The sequence below is a fragment of the Jannaschia aquimarina genome (assembly GCF_000877395.1).
Taxonomy (GTDB): domain Bacteria; phylum Pseudomonadota; class Alphaproteobacteria; order Rhodobacterales; family Rhodobacteraceae; genus Jannaschia; species Jannaschia aquimarina.
Genome location: NZ_JYFE01000042.1, coordinates 49,404 through 67,001, shown reverse-complemented (window position 1 = coordinate 67,001; position 17,598 = coordinate 49,404). Strand labels below are relative to the sequence as shown.

The window sequence follows — 17,598 nt, the reverse complement described above, 5'->3', positions numbered from 1 at the left end:
AGGATGACCTCAGACCGTAGCTTCCGTCAGTGTCCAATTTCCGGGGAGCACCTCAGGATGCCAATGATCTGCGCTTCGCTGAAACGGCTTCTCCTCATCTCCTGTCTCCTCAGTTGGAGAACAGCCTAACCTCAAATCGAGGACGTTTCAGGGGAGCAGGTCAGCCAAGTGTAGGCGTGCTGTCGGATGCGGTCGGCGAGCCCCCATGAGATCGACGGGTTTCAAAACGCACTTCCAATCACGGCGCATTGCGCACCGGGATCAGTTGAATCCATGGGTTTCGTAGGGTTTTTGCGCGTCGTCGGGGTTGTTTACGTTTGAAATCTTGACCTCCGACCCGTCATCAGTCGGAACCGTTGGAAACCGATCCCAACTCAACTTCGCGTACCGGCCATCAGGCGTGAAAACAATAATGATCCACCCGTCTGTCTCAATGCCCAAAACCTCGGCCATGTTTGTATCGATTTCGCATTCATAGGATGTTTCTCCCGGAAAGGGGTCAATCGGGCCGCCCTTAAACGGGGTAACGTATCGGTCATGTATCCCTTCTAGATCGACAGCATCCAAGTCGCGCATGAGTTTGCTCGGACCCCAGGTGTAAGCGTGCTGGCGGATACGATCGGCGAGCCGAACAAGATCATCAGACTTCATGGTCAATTTCCAAACAGTCCCTGCCAGAGCGCCCGTTCCTGACCCGACAGAGCAGGTTGGTTCGTCGCTGCACGGTATGCATCCACATCGGCCAGGCGCGCGGCAGAGGGAAGGCTCATTTCGCTTGATCCTAGGCCCGCTTGGCGGCCCACACGACGGATATAGTTGGTCGCGTGCCCCCTCTGGGCAGCATTCATGCCGATCTCGTCGCCATTTCGCATGAGGTTATCGTATACGTAGCGTTCGCGCAGGTAACGCTGCATCTTCCGGTCCCCGTTTCCAAGCGCGCGGTAGGCATCCGGCCCGATCTCGTGCATGTGCCGGGCGTGAAGCAATTCGTGTGATGCTTCGTAATAGGTCGCATTCTCTCGCAGAAGGATGGTGTTCGTCTGGTTGTTGAAGGCCGCGTTCACATCACGACCATAAATTCGGTCAAATTGGGAATTCGACAGGCGCCGCACCGACGTCCCGTATTCCGCCGCTTCCTGGGCGATCCGACGGCTTTGGGCAGCGGTCATGCGGCCGGCGCCCAGCATCATCATGCGGCGTTTGGCACGTGTCGCCAACTCGGCCATGTTGTCGAGCGTGCGCGACCGCAAGAGCACCCGGCGCAGCTCGCTCAGGTCGCTGCCCTCGCGGATCAACATCTTCGCGCCGCCGACCGTCATCTCCAGCCCGCGGCCTGACGGAGTTGGAAGGATGCGGGCTATCTGACCGAAGCGATTGAGCGGGTAGTTGCGGACGGCGATGCTCTGCAGCTCCATCTGGCGCGGTGCATTCTGCAGCACCTCGCCGACGATCCCGTTGGCCTGCACCCCCGTCACCGGAGCGCGGGCCACGCGGGCCATCTGGATCGTCCCCCCCAGGCTGACAAGCAACTGGACCACCATATAGGCTCGATCGGCGGTGGCCGCCCCGCTTTCGCCCCCGGCACTGCGGCCGATATTGTTGATGATGGCGCCGATCGGGCCGTAGTGATCGGCTGGATCGGGGGAGATCAGCATCGCGGTGCCCTGGGCGATCTGGTCGGCGCCGAACGCCGTCAGCGCCAGCCCTCCGCCCACGGTGGCCACGGTGCCAAGCCCGCCCGTGGCCACCGTGCCGCCTGTTGCGAGAGTAACGCCGGCGAAGATGTCGACTGCCCCGAAGACCACCAGCCCCGTGCCCATAGCGACACGGCCGGTGGTCTGCCAAAACGTCTCCTCACCGTTGAAATGCTGCCCGATCAGATCCCGCAGCCGGTCGGCCGCGTCCTGATTGGTCAGTTCGCGTTCTTGCCAAAGATCACCGAAGACGTCGCCTTCGGCCCAGCTATAGATATGCAGTTCTTTCGTGGCGTCGTCGAAGCGCCAGTCGTTGAGGCCATCTTCGCGTCTCCGGCGCAGCGCGTTGATCTCGGCGCTGCGGTCGCGATTGTTGCGCCGATTGTTGGGCATGCCGGCATATCGCGCCCGGACCGCGTCCATCTGGCCGCCGATGGCATCGTATTCGGACTGCGAGTCGTGGAACACCAGGCGGTATCCCAGCCCACCTCCCTTGCCTGCTGGCCCGAGAATATAGAGAAGCTGCCACGCTTCCTCCGGATAGGTCCGCGCAAATACGTCCAGCATTCCCTGTTCAGAGACTGGAGCGCTGGCGCTGTACCGGGGCAGGACGTCCTCGCTCAATGGCATTGCGTCGGGATCGGCGCCGACCAGCTTGTCAAGCTCGCCGTCGCCGGGAACAAAGGGCACGCAAGTCCCGAGCTGCGCGCAGGGGCAGACGGTTGGGTCGGCCTCGCCCACGATTTCGTATTCGCGACCGCGCTCCTGCGCACGGGCCTTGCTGATCTCGGCCGAGATGGCACGCGCCGTCATCGCCGCAAGCGGGGAAGCGATAGGGACCGCTCCACCAAGCGCACGCGCGGCGATCTGTTGTCCGGCCCCTGCCAGGAGTTGACCGGGATCGGGCGCCCTGCCCGTCGCCGCAACGGACAGCGCCAGCGATGCCGCTTGCTGCGCATAAGGCGGAAGGGACGTGGCGCCAGCGATCTGCTGTGCCAGGACAGGAAGGGTGGAACGGGCCTGCCCGGCAGGTTCGGTCATTTGGTCGGGCCTTTGCCGGCAGCTTCCAGTTTATCCATCCGTTCGATGATGGCAGAGAGTCGCTCGCGTCCGGAAGCGTCCGATGTGCAAATGCGCGCAATCTCGCCGCTTGGATCCAGGGACTCGAATGGCGCGCCTAGAAGCACATCCCACCCGGCCAGTACTTCCATATCTCCGGGCCGGTCAAAACCGTATCCCGCCAGCCGTACCAACGCCGCCGCCACCGTTTCGCAGACCTCTGAAGGCGATCGCCCGTCCAGCGCGTTCGGGAAGCTGCGCCGCAGCCGAGCTTCGATTTCGACGGCTTGTCGTTCATAGATCATCAGACGGAAATCCAGCCGTTCCTCGTTCAAGAGGATGACCGGCGTCCGCGCCGGAGGCGGGCCGTCCCAAGCGAAAACTTGGGCGGTTGCCCTAGATCGACAGATGACGCGTCGCACAATCCCGTCCGCGAAGACCTGTGCGCGACACGTTCCGTGCGCGGCTGGCCCATCAAGATATCGAGCCAGCGTCGCCGGATCTGCCAGCCGAAGGAAAAACCACGCGCCGTCCTCGGTCCTCACGCGGGTCAGCCGCCGCAAGACGCTCCGTATAGCCCCCAACCCTCCGTGACCGCGCAAGAAAACGCCTGCGGGCTTGGACCAGAGATGCCACGATGCCGCCTCGCCTTCGGTGAACGCGTATCGCATGAGAGCGCCATCCGGCTGCACTCGGGCGAGCCAAGGGGCTGCGTCCCCGAGTTCCTCCGCGGCTTCGTCTTGGAAGAGCGACTGAAAGCAATCGGTCGTACTCTGTAGCAGGTCCGAAAGATACGGAACTGCCGCTGCATCTAGCAGGAAGTAGGTCTCGCCCTCAGCCTCGGGGCAGTCAAAGAGCACGTCGGTCAGCGACTGCGGAACCCACGGCCCAGACCGGCCCGGTCCAGACGGAACGGGTTCAAGGCCATCGATCCACGTCGTCGCTATCCGGCCGCCGGTCTCCATCGACGTCGCGGGCGAAAGGTCGGTCCAATAATTATCGTCTTCGTCCAGGGTCGAACTCTCAGGGTAGGGGATGCTTGTAAGCCCTCACCGCGGACTCCTAACCAAATCCGAGGGTAAGAGTGAACAGCTGGCCTCGGTCCGGGCGGCGCACCTGGTAAAGGCCGGACTCAGGATCCATCGAGTGGTTGGGAAGGGCGTCATTCATTGTCCGAAGACGGGAGGTGAAATGTCTGATTTTTTGGCTGAGTGATGCTTGGTTGGCGCGTCTAGAGACCCAGCGTTCCAAGATCCATGGCCGTCCTTGCGTCGATGACCGGCGCGTCCTGAGTGGGATTGTCATGATAAATCGCAGTGGGTTGCGCTGGCGCGGCGCGCCAAATGAGTATGACACCTACACCACGCTTCATAACCGCCGGAAGCGTTGGAGCGACAGCGGGATCTTTGCGAGGATGATGGCCGGACTGGCTGCCGAACACGGAGGGAGAAGGATCGCAATGATCGCTGCCACCTACTTGAAGGCACCGCACGACGTCCAGCCTGGTCGTCAAAGAGGGAAAACGGGCGCCTGATCGGACGGGCCAAGGACGGCGTGAATACGAAGCCGCCCGCCTTCTGCGACAGTCAAGGACGCCCTATCAGCCTGTTCGTGACCGCAGCCCTTGGCCACGGTCCGCGCCTCGATCAGACCGTAGAAGATCTCGCCTTCGAACAACTCATTCTTTGAGCTTCGCATTGAAGCTTTCGCACTAGCCAGTCTCCCACGGGCTGCCCGGCTCGATGTAAGACGCGTCCGGGCGCCGACCGCGGCGATCCATCCCGGAGCCGCGGTGGCCACAGACCACGGGCCGTTGTCCACTGCCCGACAGGATCATTCGCAGCATGATCCCGACAGGGGCGCTTCCGCCATCATGCTCAGCTCAATTCCCGATGGTCCAGACGAGCCAGATCCAAGGGAGCCGAATTCCGAGATCGGCTGGAGCGAGACCCTTGGTCATGCTTGTGGCCGAAGGGACTTCTCCTCTAGCGGGACATGGACGGTCGTCCCGCGTCTTTAGGGGGTAGGGCGCAGATTGTCCTGCAGGATCCGGAATAGGTTACCCGCTCATTCCGAAGGACAGCATTGATCGCGATCCTTCCGATCGCGCCGGTCACACGAATTAGATCGGTGAGGGCGCACGACCTCGGGCGAAAGGATCTCAGCGCCTGATCCGCATCTCGAAAGGTGGCGCGTCGTCCTTGGAGACGCGAATGGTGTCGGGGCCTATGGAAAGGATGCTCCAGGGGCCGAAGGTGGTTCCCGCCGCCAGTCTGTAGAGTGTCGGCGCGTTCGACAGGCGCACGAGCGCCATCCGACTGTCGGCGTCCGACAGAACACCGACAAGGATCAGGGTAGGGGCCGGAGGAGGCGGAGCCGGCGTGGATGCCTGCTCCGGCCGGCGACTGGCCTGGAAAAGCGGGCGCTCGGCGGCGTGCCTGGCGAGCTCGGCCAAGCGCGTCTCGGCTTGCCGGACGTCGTATGAGAGGTCGGTCACAGGTCCATCCAAGTCAACCGGAGCGGGACCCGACTTCGGCAACCAGATCGCAGCGGCGGTGAGACCGAAGCCGACGACAATCGCCTTGGGGACGAGTGCAGAGATCGTCTTCATCGCGGCAGCAACCCATAGAGCTTCATCGTCATCGCCACCCTCCGGTCGGATCCCGACCGGCTTGCCCGCGCGCGTCGCAGGCTGAGATCCTCGACGACGAGGATCGGCTCGCGTCCGGAGACTGATTGCAGGAAGCCGCCAAGCTCCGCTTCGGGCACGACGGCGGTCATCGTCAGGTTCAGACGCACCATCCCGTCCATTTGCTCGATCTCGTCCGCGCGCATCACTTCGACGGCGATGTCATGGGCTTCCGCCAGGGTTTGCAGATCGGTCTGCAACGCTGCCTGAGCCAGCTGCGGCGTGGTGCCTTTATAGAAATGCTCACTCGTCTCGCCGCTCGGCTGGGCCGGCGCGGTGCGGGCTTCCGCCCGCGCGATGGTATGGCGCATGTCGGCGATCGCATCCGCTTTGCCATTCGCGACCGACAAGGTGAGGCCGGTAGCCCCGACCCCGAAGAGGACGAAGCCCGCAAACAGGACGGTCAGGACCTGCCTCGGCAGCTTGGGGCGGGAAAAATGAAAGTCGCTCATTCGACCGGTCCGGAGAGCGTGGCGAGGATCCTGAAGCGTTCCAGCCCCTGGCTGTTGTCGCGCGTGACCGGCGAGCCGAACCGGATATCGGTGATCTGGGGCAAGCTTGTCAGCAGCCGTGTAACTTCGGCGGCGGAGGGCCCGAACCCGACCAGCGTGACGGTCACATCCTCGATCAGAAGCTGATCGAGCCAGACGCCGTCGGGCAGGAGGTCTGCCAGAACGCCGGTCAGCGCCAGACGCTCTGTCGACATGGCCCGCGCGTCACCGAGCGCGCGCAGGGTCGCCGTGGCTTGCGCCGTGCGGGACAGTTCGAGCCGGGCCTTGTCCGCTTGTTGGCTGACAGCGGAATGCCGGAACGTGGTCTGCGCGAGGAGAAGCATCGCGGAGAGATTTAGCATCGCGACGCCGATCACGGTCGCTTTCCAGACGGGCGACAGACCGCGAAGCGCGGCTTTCCAGCCCATTTCCTTTCCCTCGGTGCGCTCTTGCGTCCAGTCGGGCCGGGCAGCGAAGGTCTTGGTGCCGCCGTTCCACCGGACGGTCCCCACGGCAAGGCCGTGGCGGGCAAGCCGCGCGACAAGGTCCATGGTCGGCGCGCGAAGGGTGACGGCGGCGGTGATGCGCCAGCGGCCGTCAGGCTTTTCTTCTGCGGTCCAGAACGAGACGCTCGCATCCGCCGAGAAGGGCGAGCGGTACTGGATTTCGCTCTCGATCATGGCGCGCAGCTCGTGCAGCGGCGCATCGGGAAGCCCGAACGAGATTTCGAGACAGCTCTCTCCGGCGAAGACCAGATCGACGTCGCGGATCCCGGCTGCCGAGAGGTCGGCCAGCGCTCCGTCATCCAGCGGGGGCGAGATATCGGACTGGGCGTCCCGAAGACGCGGACCGTGGTCCGCGATCTCGATGTAGATCTCGCTGAGCGGACGATCATCGGACGGAGCGTCATGCGCAAGGATCAGCCCCTGCGTGATCAGGTTGCGCAGTCGCGTCAGCCAACGCCGCGGTGAGCCGGGTACGTCAAGGACCCGGCTCCCGGCTGTTCCTGCACTGTCTGTCACGCCCATCCTCTCCCGGACCCGAACCCCTCAGCTGTGGAGAGTGCCGTCAGGCCATGGCAGCCATAAGGCGATGATCGGTAAAGGTGTGGCCCGGAAACACGGTCGAGATGAGTTGTTCGGACATTCCCATGTGACGGACCATGATTTCGCCCACGATGTCGCGATAGCTGATGACGGTGGGCAGCCAGTTCCGCTCCACCACGCTGTCATCGATGGTCGTCACGTCGGGGGCGATCGTCCGTTGGACCGGGCCGCCGAAGGCGAACCAGGCGCCGCCTTCGCCATGGTCGGTCCCGACGGAGCCATTCTGCTTCTTCGTGCGCCCGAACTCGCTGCCGACGAGGACCACCACATCCTGCATGGCGGGACCCATGTCGCGGAAGAAGGTCAGGAAGTCGTTGGCCCCGCGCGCCATGTTGCGATGGTAGCCCTTCTCCTGATCGGTGAAGCGGTTGGTCCCGTCTGCGATCTGGTTCGAATGAGTGTCCCAGCCGATATTCCAATCCACCGCGGCGACTTCCAGCGGGACCCCCGCCTTCAGCATCTGCGCGCACATCCGCAGGCCACGGCCCAGATCGGTGTTGTTGTAGGTCAGCCCACCGGCATCCGGCGTATAGTCGACGCCGGCTGCCTGCACCTCGGCGATGGCATCCAGCATGATCAGCTGCGTCTCGCGGATCGCGCCTTCGACGGCCGCGACGTCGACGTCGTGCGAGGAGATCTCGCGCATGATCTCGGTAAGCTGGTTGTCAGCGCAGCCTTGCCCCTCGCACAGGTCGTCGTTCTGCAGCGAGAACCCGTTATTGTCCTGGATCGCCGGGACCTTGACGGCCCCTCGGATCTCCGTGCTGATCGAGGTCTTGCCTGCGACCATGCCGCGCAGCGGGTGCTCGATGCCCACGACGTTTTGCATGTAGCGGTTCAGGTAGCCGTCGATCAGGTTGTTTCTTGCGCCCGTCCCGATCCAGCGCTGGCAGTCGAAATGCGACCGGTTCGCGCCCGCGAAGGACGTGGCGGGCGCGACCATCATGTTCCCCGCATCCCAGATCTCCATCAGGAGCTCGAGGTTAGGGTTCATGCCACGTTCGGGCATCCCGAGATCGAGTGCCGAGTTGATATCGTTGCTGGGCGGCTCGATCCCGATATCGGGACGGTAGGCGTAATAGGCGGGGTCGTTGTATTTCGGGAAGAGGTGCAGCCCGTCGGCTCCGCCACGCATGAAGACCTTGATCAGGGTCTTTCCGCCAACGCTCTGCGCAAACGAGAATTTCGGGGCACCGGCGACGCCGGCGGCCGTGGCCGCCGCGGCAAGTGAGGTGAGGAATTCACGGCGATTGGTCATCTTGAATACCCTTTCGTTCGAAATCCGGTGGCAGCCGGTCACTGAAGCTGGAAGCTGGGGGCGACGACCATCAGGCCGAGCGCACGTTCGACGGCTCGCGCCTCATCGGTCCGACGGGGGTCGAAGATCCCGTCTTCACCCTTGAGGACGGAGACGATGGCCTCGAACTCTTCCAGCGTGAAATGATCGGCGGTGGCGACGGTCAGCAGGTAGGCGGCGGCTTCTTCAGCGGTCTCGAGACCGGCGGCCTCCAGGTCGGCGAGGATGTCGATGCCGTAATTGCCGGGCCTCTCGGCGACTTCCGTCATCTGGCGGTACATCGCGATCATCGTGGCCGAGTTGACCCAGGCCGCGGACGCTTCCGGCAGGCCGGTCGGGACGGGAAACCGCAGGATGTTCTGGCCCGCCTGTTCGAACGTATCCCGAAAGCGGCGGTAGAAGTTGCCTTCTTCACCCGGGTTCGGCCGCGCGCCGAAGGCACGGATGGCCGAGACGGCGTATTCGAAGGGGGTCTTCGCCTTGTTCCGGGCGAACTCGACACTCGTCGCGTAGCTCGGTTCCGTCAGGATTGCGCGCACGATCTCGCGAATCTCCCCGCCTGTCGCCTGCCAGGACTGGACGCAGATATCCACGAAGGCCTGTGGCGGCGTATCGGCGACCAGAAGCTGGACCAGCTTCCCGCAGACATAGGACTGGGTGTTGGAGTTCTGTGCGAGGATCGCGATCAATTCCTCGCCTTCCTGCACCCCGGCCTCTCCGGAACGCCCGGCTATCGTGGTGCCGAGGAACGGGATCACCTTGTCTTCCTCGTCGTGCCGGCCGGGATCGAAGACGAACTGGTACTCGCGCGCCACGTCCTCGGCATCGGGATTGGTCCGCTCGTAGCGCCAGCCGGTGAAGACCCGCGAGACGGCGATCACATCTTCCGGGCCGTAGCCCGCATTCACGCCGACGGTCGAAAGCTCGAGGATCTCGCGGCCGTAGTTCTCGTTGATGTTGCCCCGGCGGTTCTGATCGTTGTCGAGGAACTGCGACATCAACGGGCTCCGCGCGGAGTAGAGCAGCAGATCCTCGAAGTTCCCGAACGCATTATCGCGGAAGAATTGCCGATCCGTGATGTTCTGCTGCCGGATATCGGTGCCCTTGGTCGAGGCGTGGAAGTGGTTGGCCCAGAAATGGCCCAGCACGTCCTGCAACTGCCGTTCGCTGTAGGCGGCGTTGGCAAGGTCGTAGTTCATCAAGGACTGGAACATCTGCGACTCCGACGTGGTCGTCGGGTTCAGCAGGTCTTCCGGGTTCATTGCCTCGAAGGCACGGTCATCAATGCTCTCGGGGTTGAGTTGCTCCTCGACGAAAGCCGCGAAGCCGATCGCCCTGAGACGGGCGTAGAGCTCGGGCGTCGGCCCCCAGGTGAGACGGCTGAGCGCCTGGGTTATCCCTGGCGTGGAAGCGACGCCGTTGACCGTATAGGTGACCGGCGTCGCCTCGACTTCGTCGGAGGCAGAGGATGCCCCCGTCAGCGTGACCGTGACCGGCTCGCCCGATGCGAAATCTTCGGCGAACAGACGGACTGCGAATTGCCCCGTCTCGGCCCCGACATCCACTCGCGTCGTCCGGCTCGAGGGCCCGATTGCAACGTCGACGACGTCGAACATCGAGTTGTCCATCACCGCGCCGAACAGGGTGGTTCCGGTTGCGGGCACGTTCCCTTCGGCATCGCCGGCGACCGTCAGTTGGACGGCCTGCGTCACGACCGGGTTCGCCGGCGGAGAGAGCGGGCTGGGAAGCGCCGCGCCGGGCGCGGGATCCGGAGTACCGGTCGGTGGGGGTGTGGGTGTCGGTGTTGGCGTGGGTGTGGGGGTAGGGGTCGGCGTTGGGGTGCCCCCCGGTGCGGTAGGCGTGCCGCCCGGGGCGGTGGGTGTGCCGCCGGGCGTCGTCGGGGTCCCACCCGTCCCGCCGCCGGTCGTGCCTCCGCCAGTTGATGGTGCCGCTGCAAAGGTCGTGGTGCCCCCGCCGGATCCACCGGAGGAACGGCCTGACGAGGAGCCACCGGACGACATCCGGTCCGTGTCGGCGCGGGCCATCTGCATCTGGCCGCTTCCTCCGGACCCAGCCGTTCCGCCCCCCGACGCGGCCGACATACCGCCAACTCCACCGACTGCACGGGACGATCCGCCACCAAGGAGGAAAGTGCCGCGGACCAGCCCGTTGCCCGCGGGCGTTACGGGCCGTGTGCCGCTCGCGAATGACGTCGAAGCGATGGAGCCGATCGCCGCGCGAGAACTCGCGATCTGATGCGCTTCCATGAGTTCGATGGGAACCGTCGCGTCAAGGATGCCGATCGGTTGTGTCCCGACAGCCGAGGCGGAGATGGAGCGCCACGTTCCTTCCCCTTCTTCGATCCCCTGCACCTCGATGACATGGTCCCCGGCGTCGAGGCGGGTCAGCGCGGTGATATCCTCGCCCAGATCGGCGCGCCGCTGACCCGTCGCGTCCAGCAGCAGCTTGCCGTTCACGAGCAGACGGACGCCGCTGTTGGCGGGGGCGCGCACCGCATACATGCCAGCGACCGGGACGGTGAGCTTGCGGTAGAACGAGGTGCCCACGACCGCAGAGGATCCGGCATCGGGGGCCGGAACGAGCTGATCTTCGGCAGCAGCCGCCACCTTCTGAGGTGCTGCCGCGTCACCCGTCATCTGCTGTGCAAAGGCTGGCAACGCGAGCGCTGTCATCGCGGCTGCGGCCAGCGGCGAAAACGCAAGTCTGAAATCGTTCATCCATCTCTCCCGGGACGCAATCAATGTCTCGATGAGGCGTTTTTGTCCCAAACTTGTGGCAGGGAGGCGGCGAAAGATGTGCGCGAATTTGACGTCAAATTTTAACCAGAATCGCGGGGTCTAACCGCTCCTGCTTTCCCGTCATCCAAGGCAATCCCCGGCGATGCTGACTATTGGATACCGTATCGGTCGTAATGCGTTGCCCGCCCTCTCGGCTGACTTGGCGGCATCAGCGGCGAATCGGGCGATTGAGCGGCGCGACGTTTCCAAGTCGGCTTTGGTCTGACGGGATGAGTCGAGTCGTCACGGTCCATCTTGAGGATGTCGAGATCCCTCAACGTCTGCTGGCGGAAGGCCGTCTGACGCCAGCGGATGTGGCGAAAGTCAGGCATCTCAGTTCCTCCAGCGGCCAGCCCGTACGCCTTGTTCTGGATCGGCTCGGGCTCGTCTCCCAGACAGACTGGGCGGGCATCATGGCGCAGGATCATGACCTGCCGCTGCTTGCCCTCGACGACTTCCCCGTACGGCTGCCGAAAGATGATCGGTTGTCCTCGGAATATATGCGGCGCAACGGGATCGCACTGCTCGAAGCGGCTGCCGATGGCGCGGCCCCGCTCATTGCCATTGCGAACCCTCTGGCGCGCCGCGTGAGGCAGGCTCTCGCGATGATCTACGGGCCGGGTATCCGCTACGCCGTGGCGACGGACCGCGACATCGAGACGGCGCTCGACCGAAGCGCCTCGGCGGAGGAGGCCGCGCCCGAAGAAGTCCTGTCGATCGCCCTGTCCGACGGCGACCTCGACGCGGATCGGCTGACGGAACTGGCGAACAACGCGCCAACCGTAAGGTACCTGGACCGGCTCTTCGCGCAGGCTGTCGAAGCGGGAGCGACGGACATCCATCTCGAAATGCTCGAAGGCGGCCCGCGCATTCGCCTGCGGCTCGATGGCATCCTGTCCGAGACGGCCGCGATGGAGAGGCATCTCTATGAAGGCGTCGTCTCGCGTCTAAAGATTCTCGCGGGGATGGACATCTCGGAACGGCGCCTGCCGCAGGACGGTCGCATCCGCCAGCAAATCGCGGGCCGACGGATCGATATCCGTGTCGCCAGCGCGCCGACCGTGCTGGGCGAAACACTCGTGCTTCGCCTGCTGGACAATGCGCAGAAGCGCGCCAGCCTCGGCGGGCTGCACTTGCCCGGCGCCGTCGCCGCTCGCTTGAGACAGGCCCTCCGCCAGCCCAATGGCCTGATCCTGATGACCGGCCCGACCGGCAGCGGCAAGACGACGACCCTGCACGCCGCCCTGGCCGAATTGAACGAGATCGGCCGGAAGATCGTGACGATCGAGAACCCGGTCGAGATCCAGACCGCCGGTCTCGTGCAGATCGAAGTGAAGGCGGAGCTCGGCTGGACCTTCGCGGCTGCCCTGCGCACGGTCCTGCGCCATGACCCCGACGTCATCATGGTCGGTGAAATCCGGGACGCCGAGACGGCCGAGCTGGCGGTTCGTGCGGCACTGACCGGACATCTCGTCCTGTCGACGCTGCATACCAATCGCGCAACCGAAGCGGTGATGCGGCTGACCGATATGGGCGTGCCGGACTACCTGCTGACCTCCGTTCTGCGTGTCGTGGGTGCTCAACGGCTCGTTCGGACTCTCTGCGATTGTGCCGCGCCTGTCGATCTTGCCCGGCGGCCCCGGCTCCGCACGTTGCTCGCCAAGTTCGCGGCGGTCGATCCGTCGCTCGGTCCTGTCGAAAGATGGTCGCCCCGCCTGCCTACCGGCTGCCCTCGCTGCAATCGGACGGGATATGCAGGCCGTGCGGCGCTGTTCGAGGTGGCGACCGAAGACGGGGCAGGCGTCCAGGGCGGTCGGACGCTCGGGCTCGAGGGTCTTGCGCTGCTCGCAAGCGGTCGCACGACCCTGGAGGAACTGGTCCGCGTCCTGGGCGCCGGCCGGTTCTGGATCTGACGGATGAGCGACCTTTCCGCCTTTCGCTACAAGGCCCGCGATGCCGAGGGGAGGCGCCGGGACGGGACGGTAGCCGCCGTAGACGAGGTCGATGCCCTCCGCCGTCTGCGCGCCGATGGGCTGTTGCCGGTGGACCTGATCGCCAACCCCCAGGCGACGACGCGGACGACCCGGCGCACGCCGTGGGGCCGCAGAACTGCGATGTCTGCGCGCGCGCGCGCGGATTTCGTCACCCGACTGGGAAAACTGACCGACAGCCGCATCGACCTCGACCGGGCGCTCACGATCATGTCCGAGGGACGCAGTGGCCCGATCCAGAAGGCTGCCGTCGGACTGCGGACGCATATGCGTGAAGGCGGCACGTTGCTCGATGGGCTGCGCGATCACGCGAAGATCGACGACCCTGCGACGCTCGCGCTGGTTCGGGGGGCAGAGGCGTCTGGCGACCTGCCCGGCGCGCTGACGACCGCGGGGTCATTGCTGACGCAGAGGCTTGCGCTTCGCAGGAAGGTCGTCACCGGACTGCTCTATCCATCGCTCCTGCTTGTCGTCGCAATGATCGCCGTCGGCGTGATCATGGTCGCGATCATCCCCCAGTTCCGGCCGTTGATCGAGGACCGGATGGACGCGATCCCGCCGCTGGGTCGGCTGATCTTCGCGTTGTCCGCCATGGTCAGCGGCCTCTGGCGTCTCTTGCTGTTCGGCGTGGCCGCCATGCTTGGCGTCTTCATGTGGCTCCACGGAAAGGGCCAGGCCGGTGCGCTCCTGCGCCGTGCGACTGCCCGACTGCCGCTGCTCCGCGATGTCGTCGGGCGGGGGCAGGTGACCATCACGCTTCACGTCCTCGGTGCGCTTCTGACCCGCGAGGTCACCCTTTCCGAAGCTCTGCGGACTGTGACCGAGGGCCTCCCGGACGGCCCTGTGCGCAGCGCACTCGAGGCGGCACGGCGCGAGGTCGAGGGCGGCGCAGCCCTTTCGGCCTCGCTTCGCGATATGACCGCGCTCGCGCCTAGCGCCGTCGAGATGATCCGGATCGGAGAGGAGACCGGCGACCTTGCCGGAATGCTCGGCCGCGCCGCTGCCGAAATGCGCGAGGCGTCGGATCGCGGCCTCGAACGTTTTCTCGCCCTGTTTCAGCCGGCCCTGATCGTCGGGGTCGGCCTCATTGTCGGAGTCAGCCTTTATGCGCTCTTTTCTGCCATCGTCGCGGTCAACTCGATCGCGCTCTAGACGTCGCCGCGGCGCTCGCGGGTTCTCGCTGGTCGAGATGCTCGTCGCGGTTGCGATCGTCGGGCTACTCGTGGGCCTGATCGGACCCGCCGCGATGCGGCAACTGCAATCGTCACGGGTCAAGACGACCGAGGCGCAGATCGCCCAGATCCGGGCGGCCATCGACATCTACCAGATCGACACGGGTCGATTGCCTCCAGCAGGCACCGGGCTTGGCGCATTGGTTTCAGATCCCGGCGCGACCCCCGGCTGGAACGGCCCGTATCTGCGGGACGGCAAGATGCCTGTCGATGCGTGGGGCGGGACGTTCCAGTACAGGCTGGAGCAGGGCAGGCCCCGCCTCGTCTCCCTCGGATCGGATGGGCAACCCGGCGGAACCGGCGATGCTGCGGACATCGAAGGCTAGACGCCGCACCACCCGCGGCTTCGCGACCGTCGAGGTCCTCGTCGCGGTGGCGGTCGTCATGTTTGTCGGGACCATCGCGCTCCTGACCTTCGGGGGCGGTGACCGGTCCCGGGTCGAGGCCGAAGCCGCGCAGGTCGCGCTGTTTCTCCAGCAGGCCCGGCTTCGCGCCCTGGAGAGTGGCCGCGCGGTCGAGGTCGCATTCGTCGACGGCGCACTTGTTGCCGGTCCGGCAAGGCACAGCCCGGGAAACGGCACCCGGATCGACGCCCTGCGCGGCGGTACGGTGATCCGTCCGTCGGGCGCATCGGACGGCCTGACACTGACCGTGAGGCGGGGCGAAGCGAGCCGGGTGGTCACGCTCGACTGGCTGACCGGTCGTGTGGAAACGAAATGAAGCGCAGCAAGAGCCAGAGAGGTTTCACGCTTATCGAGTCGCTGGTGGCACTTGCTATCGCGGCGATCGTTCTCAATGGCTTCTACGCCGCGCTGTCCACCGGAGGATTGCTGGAGCGGCGCGCCGAGACACAGGCCGGGCGGATGCTCGTTGCGGCAACCGTCCTGGACAGGGTGGGGGTTGATATCCCGTTGCGGCCGGGCACGCGCCTGAACGACCGTCTGGACGGTCACGATTGGGATCTTGTCATCGGCACGATTCCGGCGGTCGACATGCAGCTTGGCCCGGTCCGCGACGGTGAATTGCTGTTCGTTTCCGTCTCCGTTGCCGTGCCGGGCGGTCCGCCGGTAACATTGCGCGCCATCCGCTACGCCGAGGCGCCGATATGAGACGGCGCCCGGTTCGCCGCCGCGGCCCCGCGCGCGGCTTCGCTCTGGCAGAGGCGCTTGTCGCGCTCGCGGTCGCTGCGATGACGCTCGCCCTTCTGACCGGCGCCACGTGGGGATTGCGGCAAGCGGCCGAGCGGCGCGATCTGGCGCAGCAGACAGGTCCGGCCGATTGGCTCGCCACGCGCCGCGCCGTCTCTGCCTGGGCGGCGGGGCTCAGCACCAGTGGGGCGCAGGGGGCACAAGGACGCCTGATCGGGACGGCGACGACGGCCCGTATGGTCGTCGAAGGTGGCTCCCGCTATGTGGCGGAGTTGCGTGTGGAGCGTCGTGGCGCGGACGCCTTCGCCCTCGTGGCGGCACGCTATCCCGGTCGCCGCGACGTTCGGGTCGTGCCGGAGGCCGGCCAGGTGTCAGAACTCGTCCGAAGTTCGCGCCCCATCAGGTTGCTGTACCTCCACGACAGGCCGGGAAACCCCGATCCGGTCTGGGTCTACGAGACGGGGGACGACCTCCCGGCAGCGATCGCCGTCGAGGTCGGGGACACGCGTCGTCTGACCGCCGCGATCCACCCCACGGTCAGTGGCGAATGCCTCGCTGCCGGCGGCCTCGCAGCGTTGGAGGATACGACATGCGGCCTTCGTTGACACGCCGCACATCCGCGACCCGTGGCTATGTCATGATCACGGTGCTCTGGATCGGGATCGCGCTTTCCCTCTCGGTCGCGGCCTATCTGTCCGGCGCGCGCGAGCAGGCGCTGGTGGCGCGGGCCGAGGTCAACACGCTCCGGGCGGCGGAACTTGCGCGAGCCGGGCTGAACGTCGCCTTGGCCGATCTCGGCCGCGTCGGTGCGGATCAGCCTCGGACGCCCCGCGACGGAACCATGGCGACCCTGCGCATGGCCGAAGGGATCGTGACCTACCGGATCCGGGACGAGGGGGGGAAGGTCGATATAAGTCATGCGCCGTCCGAGTTGATTGCCCCGATCCTGAACCGGATCGGCGAGGTCGAGGGGATGGATGCCTTCGATGCCGTCAACGTCGCCCAGGCCCTGGCGGCGGATGCGGCGCCCGGTGCGGATGTTCGGCAGATCCTGCGGGCAGCCGGTCTGGACAGCCGAACCGCGGATATCGGCGCCCGCTACCTGACGACCTATGGCTTCGACGCTCAGATCAATCCCGCGACCGCGCCGCTCCCGGTTCTGGAGGCCGTTCCGGGCCTCGGTCCGGCAGCGGCGGCGGATATCGTGGCCCGTCGCGAGAGTGGGCGTCCGTTGCCGCGGCTCGGCAGTGCCGCCGCCTGGCTCGTTGAACGGGCCGGTCCCGCCTACACGATCGAGGCCGAAGCCCGGTTGGACACGGGTGCGACGGCACGCATTCGGGCGCTGGTCGTCGCGCGCGGCCTCGGGTTCCGCAGTGGTCGAATGCGCTACGAGATCCTCTCCGTCGAGAAGGAGCTTTGATTGGACGCCGCGCAGACATTGATCGCGCTCGCTGTCGTCGCGGTGGCATTCTGGCTGGGGCCGACCCGGATCGCCGTTCGCGCTGTGACCTGCTTCTTCGGCGGTCGACCGGCCATGGTCAGGTGGCAGGGCCCGGCTCATCTCGGCCTGATTGCAGGCGGACTGTCTGCGATCGCCATGGCTGGCCACCTGTCGGGCGGTCATGGGGCTCTTCAGGCCGCGCTTCTCGTCCTGCTTCTGATTCTCGCGGTGATCGACTTGAAATGGCATTGGCTGCCTATGGAATGGACGGTTCCGGTCCTTTTTATCAGTCTTATTTCCGCCCTATTCGCGGCCGATCTCGCCCCATCTGTGATTGGCGCATTTTTAGGCGGCGGCGCGCTCTGGCTCTTGCAGACGCTTTTCAGAGCCGTTCGCGGCATTGAAGGTCTGGGGACCGGCGATGTCGTGCTCATGGCCGGTATTGGGGCCGCAGTCGGGGCGGACGCAATATCTTGGGTCTTGGCCCTCGCCTCGGGGACCGGTCTGCTGCATTGGTTGTGGCTTTCCCTGCACGGGTCGAACACTGCATCGCGCCCGATCGCCGTGGCTTTCGGGGCACATCTCTGCGCGGTCACTCCGTTTCTTCTGTCGTGAATTTCTAGGGACGATCCCCGCCTGCTGATAGCGACTG

At 65.3% G+C, this 17,598-nt stretch carries 16 protein-coding genes and 2 pseudogenes; 9 read left to right on the top strand and 9 right to left on the bottom strand.

Annotation, left to right across the window (positions count from 1 at the left end):
* Positions 1–261: 261 nt before the first annotated feature.
* Genes jaqu_RS12130 through jaqu_RS12120 form a run of 3 tightly spaced genes read right to left on the bottom strand, consistent with a single transcriptional unit; the run spans position 262 to position 3,718 of the window.
* Positions 262–651 carry a hypothetical protein gene (locus jaqu_RS12130; RefSeq protein ID WP_043919251.1) on the bottom strand — a complete coding sequence of 130 codons (390 nt, stop codon included), beginning with the start codon at positions 649–651 and terminating at the stop codon, positions 262–264.
* Positions 652–653: 2 nt separating this feature from the next.
* Positions 654–2,735: a zincin-like metallopeptidase toxin domain-containing protein gene (locus tag jaqu_RS12125; RefSeq protein WP_043919250.1), complete on the bottom strand. Its 2,082-nt coding sequence runs from the start codon at positions 2,733–2,735 to the stop codon at positions 654–656.
* Positions 2,732–3,718 carry a DUF4123 domain-containing protein gene (locus jaqu_RS12120; protein WP_043919249.1) on the bottom strand — a complete coding sequence of 329 codons (987 nt, stop codon included), beginning with the start codon at positions 3,716–3,718 and terminating at the stop codon, positions 2,732–2,734. Before jaqu_RS12120 ends, jaqu_RS12125 begins: the two co-directional genes overlap by 4 nt.
* A gap of 230 nt (positions 3,719–3,948) precedes the next feature.
* Between jaqu_RS12120 and jaqu_RS21095 the strand changes: the two are divergent.
* Positions 3,949–4,373, top strand: a pseudogene (locus jaqu_RS21095) (transposase); the annotation flags it as partial.
* A 9-nt stretch (positions 4,374–4,382) separates the two neighbouring features.
* Here jaqu_RS21095 and jaqu_RS22095 read toward each other — a convergent pair.
* From jaqu_RS22095 to jaqu_RS12095, 6 genes and pseudogenes are all read right to left on the bottom strand, one after another.
* Positions 4,383–4,571: pseudogene (locus jaqu_RS22095) on the bottom strand (integrase core domain-containing protein); the annotation flags it as partial.
* 343 nt (positions 4,572–4,914) lie between these two features.
* Positions 4,915–5,364 (bottom strand): hypothetical protein, encoded by a 450-nt coding sequence (locus tag jaqu_RS12115; RefSeq protein WP_043919248.1) that lies wholly within the window; start codon positions 5,362–5,364, stop codon positions 4,915–4,917.
* A complete protein-coding gene (gspM, locus tag jaqu_RS12110; RefSeq protein ID WP_043919247.1) occupies positions 5,361–5,894 on the bottom strand; it encodes a type II secretion system protein GspM in 534 nt (177 codons plus the stop codon). Before gspM ends, jaqu_RS12115 begins: the two co-directional genes overlap by 4 nt.
* Positions 5,891–6,955, bottom strand: coding sequence for a PilN domain-containing protein (locus tag jaqu_RS12105; RefSeq protein ID WP_161793866.1), 1,065 nt, complete (start codon positions 6,953–6,955; stop codon positions 5,891–5,893). Before jaqu_RS12105 ends, gspM begins: the two co-directional genes overlap by 4 nt.
* 46 nt (positions 6,956–7,001) lie before the next feature.
* Positions 7,002–8,297 (bottom strand): DUF1501 domain-containing protein, encoded by a 1,296-nt coding sequence (locus jaqu_RS12100; protein ID WP_043919245.1) that lies wholly within the window; start codon positions 8,295–8,297, stop codon positions 7,002–7,004.
* A gap of 38 nt (positions 8,298–8,335) precedes the next feature.
* A complete protein-coding gene (locus jaqu_RS12095; protein WP_043919244.1) occupies positions 8,336–11,074 on the bottom strand; it encodes a DUF1800 domain-containing protein in 2,739 nt (912 codons plus the stop codon).
* Positions 11,075–11,364: 290 nt separating this feature from the next.
* Here jaqu_RS12095 and jaqu_RS12090 point away from each other — a divergent pair, with 290 nt between their 5' ends.
* Genes jaqu_RS12090 through jaqu_RS20705 form a run of 8 tightly spaced genes read left to right on the top strand, consistent with a single transcriptional unit; the run spans position 11,365 to position 17,561 of the window.
* Positions 11,365–13,047, top strand: a complete 1,683-nt coding sequence (locus jaqu_RS12090; RefSeq protein ID WP_043919243.1) for a GspE/PulE family protein — start codon at positions 11,365–11,367, stop codon at positions 13,045–13,047.
* Positions 13,048–13,050: 3 nt separating this feature from the next.
* On the top strand, positions 13,051–14,277 hold the full coding sequence (locus jaqu_RS12085; protein WP_043919242.1) for a type II secretion system F family protein: 1,227 nt from the start codon (positions 13,051–13,053) through the stop codon (positions 14,275–14,277).
* Positions 14,231–14,683, top strand: coding sequence for a type II secretion system major pseudopilin GspG (gspG, locus tag jaqu_RS12080; protein WP_043919241.1), 453 nt, complete (start codon positions 14,231–14,233; stop codon positions 14,681–14,683). The genes jaqu_RS12085 and gspG overlap by 47 nt, the downstream gene beginning before the upstream one ends.
* Positions 14,661–15,077, top strand: coding sequence for a hypothetical protein (locus tag jaqu_RS12075; RefSeq protein ID WP_043919240.1), 417 nt, complete (start codon positions 14,661–14,663; stop codon positions 15,075–15,077). The genes gspG and jaqu_RS12075 overlap by 23 nt, the downstream gene beginning before the upstream one ends.
* The gene (locus tag jaqu_RS20710; RefSeq protein ID WP_052500940.1) at positions 15,074–15,466 is read left to right on the top strand and encodes a PulJ/GspJ family protein; all 393 of its coding nucleotides are present in this window, start codon (positions 15,074–15,076) and stop codon (positions 15,464–15,466) included. Before jaqu_RS12075 ends, jaqu_RS20710 begins: the two co-directional genes overlap by 4 nt.
* Positions 15,463–16,110, top strand: a complete 648-nt coding sequence (locus tag jaqu_RS12065; protein ID WP_043919239.1) for a hypothetical protein — start codon at positions 15,463–15,465, stop codon at positions 16,108–16,110. The genes jaqu_RS20710 and jaqu_RS12065 overlap by 4 nt, the downstream gene beginning before the upstream one ends.
* Positions 16,095–16,925 carry a hypothetical protein gene (locus jaqu_RS12060; RefSeq protein ID WP_043919238.1) on the top strand — a complete coding sequence of 277 codons (831 nt, stop codon included), beginning with the start codon at positions 16,095–16,097 and terminating at the stop codon, positions 16,923–16,925. Before jaqu_RS12065 ends, jaqu_RS12060 begins: the two co-directional genes overlap by 16 nt.
* A complete protein-coding gene (locus jaqu_RS20705) occupies positions 16,926–17,561 on the top strand; it encodes a prepilin peptidase (protein ID WP_052500939.1) in 636 nt (211 codons plus the stop codon).
* The last annotated feature ends 37 nt before the right edge of the window (positions 17,562–17,598 follow it).

Coding starts and splice junctions, on each gene's coding strand:
- jaqu_RS12075 (WP_043919240.1), top strand. CDS start 14,661: ATGCTGCGGACATCGAAGGCTAGACGCCGCACCACCCGCGGCTTCGCG.
- jaqu_RS12130 (WP_043919251.1), bottom strand. CDS start 651: ATGAAGTCTGATGATCTTGTTCGGCTCGCCGATCGTATCCGCCAGCAC.
- jaqu_RS12090 (WP_043919243.1), top strand. CDS start 11,365: ATGAGTCGAGTCGTCACGGTCCATCTTGAGGATGTCGAGATCCCTCAA.
- jaqu_RS12125 (WP_043919250.1), bottom strand. CDS start 2,735: ATGACCGAACCTGCCGGGCAGGCCCGTTCCACCCTTCCTGTCCTGGCA.
- gspG (WP_043919241.1), top strand. CDS start 14,231: ATGCGCTCTTTTCTGCCATCGTCGCGGTCAACTCGATCGCGCTCTAGA.
- jaqu_RS12085 (WP_043919242.1), top strand. CDS start 13,051: ATGAGCGACCTTTCCGCCTTTCGCTACAAGGCCCGCGATGCCGAGGGG.
- jaqu_RS12115 (WP_043919248.1), bottom strand. CDS start 5,364: ATGAAGACGATCTCTGCACTCGTCCCCAAGGCGATTGTCGTCGGCTTC.
- jaqu_RS12120 (WP_043919249.1), bottom strand. CDS start 3,718: ATGGAGACCGGCGGCCGGATAGCGACGACGTGGATCGATGGCCTTGAA.
- jaqu_RS12095 (WP_043919244.1), bottom strand. CDS start 11,074: ATGAACGATTTCAGACTTGCGTTTTCGCCGCTGGCCGCAGCCGCGATG.
- jaqu_RS12065 (WP_043919239.1), top strand. CDS start 15,463: ATGAGACGGCGCCCGGTTCGCCGCCGCGGCCCCGCGCGCGGCTTCGCT.
- jaqu_RS12060 (WP_043919238.1), top strand. CDS start 16,095: ATGCGGCCTTCGTTGACACGCCGCACATCCGCGACCCGTGGCTATGTC.
- jaqu_RS20710 (WP_052500940.1), top strand. CDS start 15,074: ATGAAGCGCAGCAAGAGCCAGAGAGGTTTCACGCTTATCGAGTCGCTG.
- jaqu_RS12100 (WP_043919245.1), bottom strand. CDS start 8,297: ATGACCAATCGCCGTGAATTCCTCACCTCACTTGCCGCGGCGGCCACG.
- gspM (WP_043919247.1), bottom strand. CDS start 5,894: ATGAGCGACTTTCATTTTTCCCGCCCCAAGCTGCCGAGGCAGGTCCTG.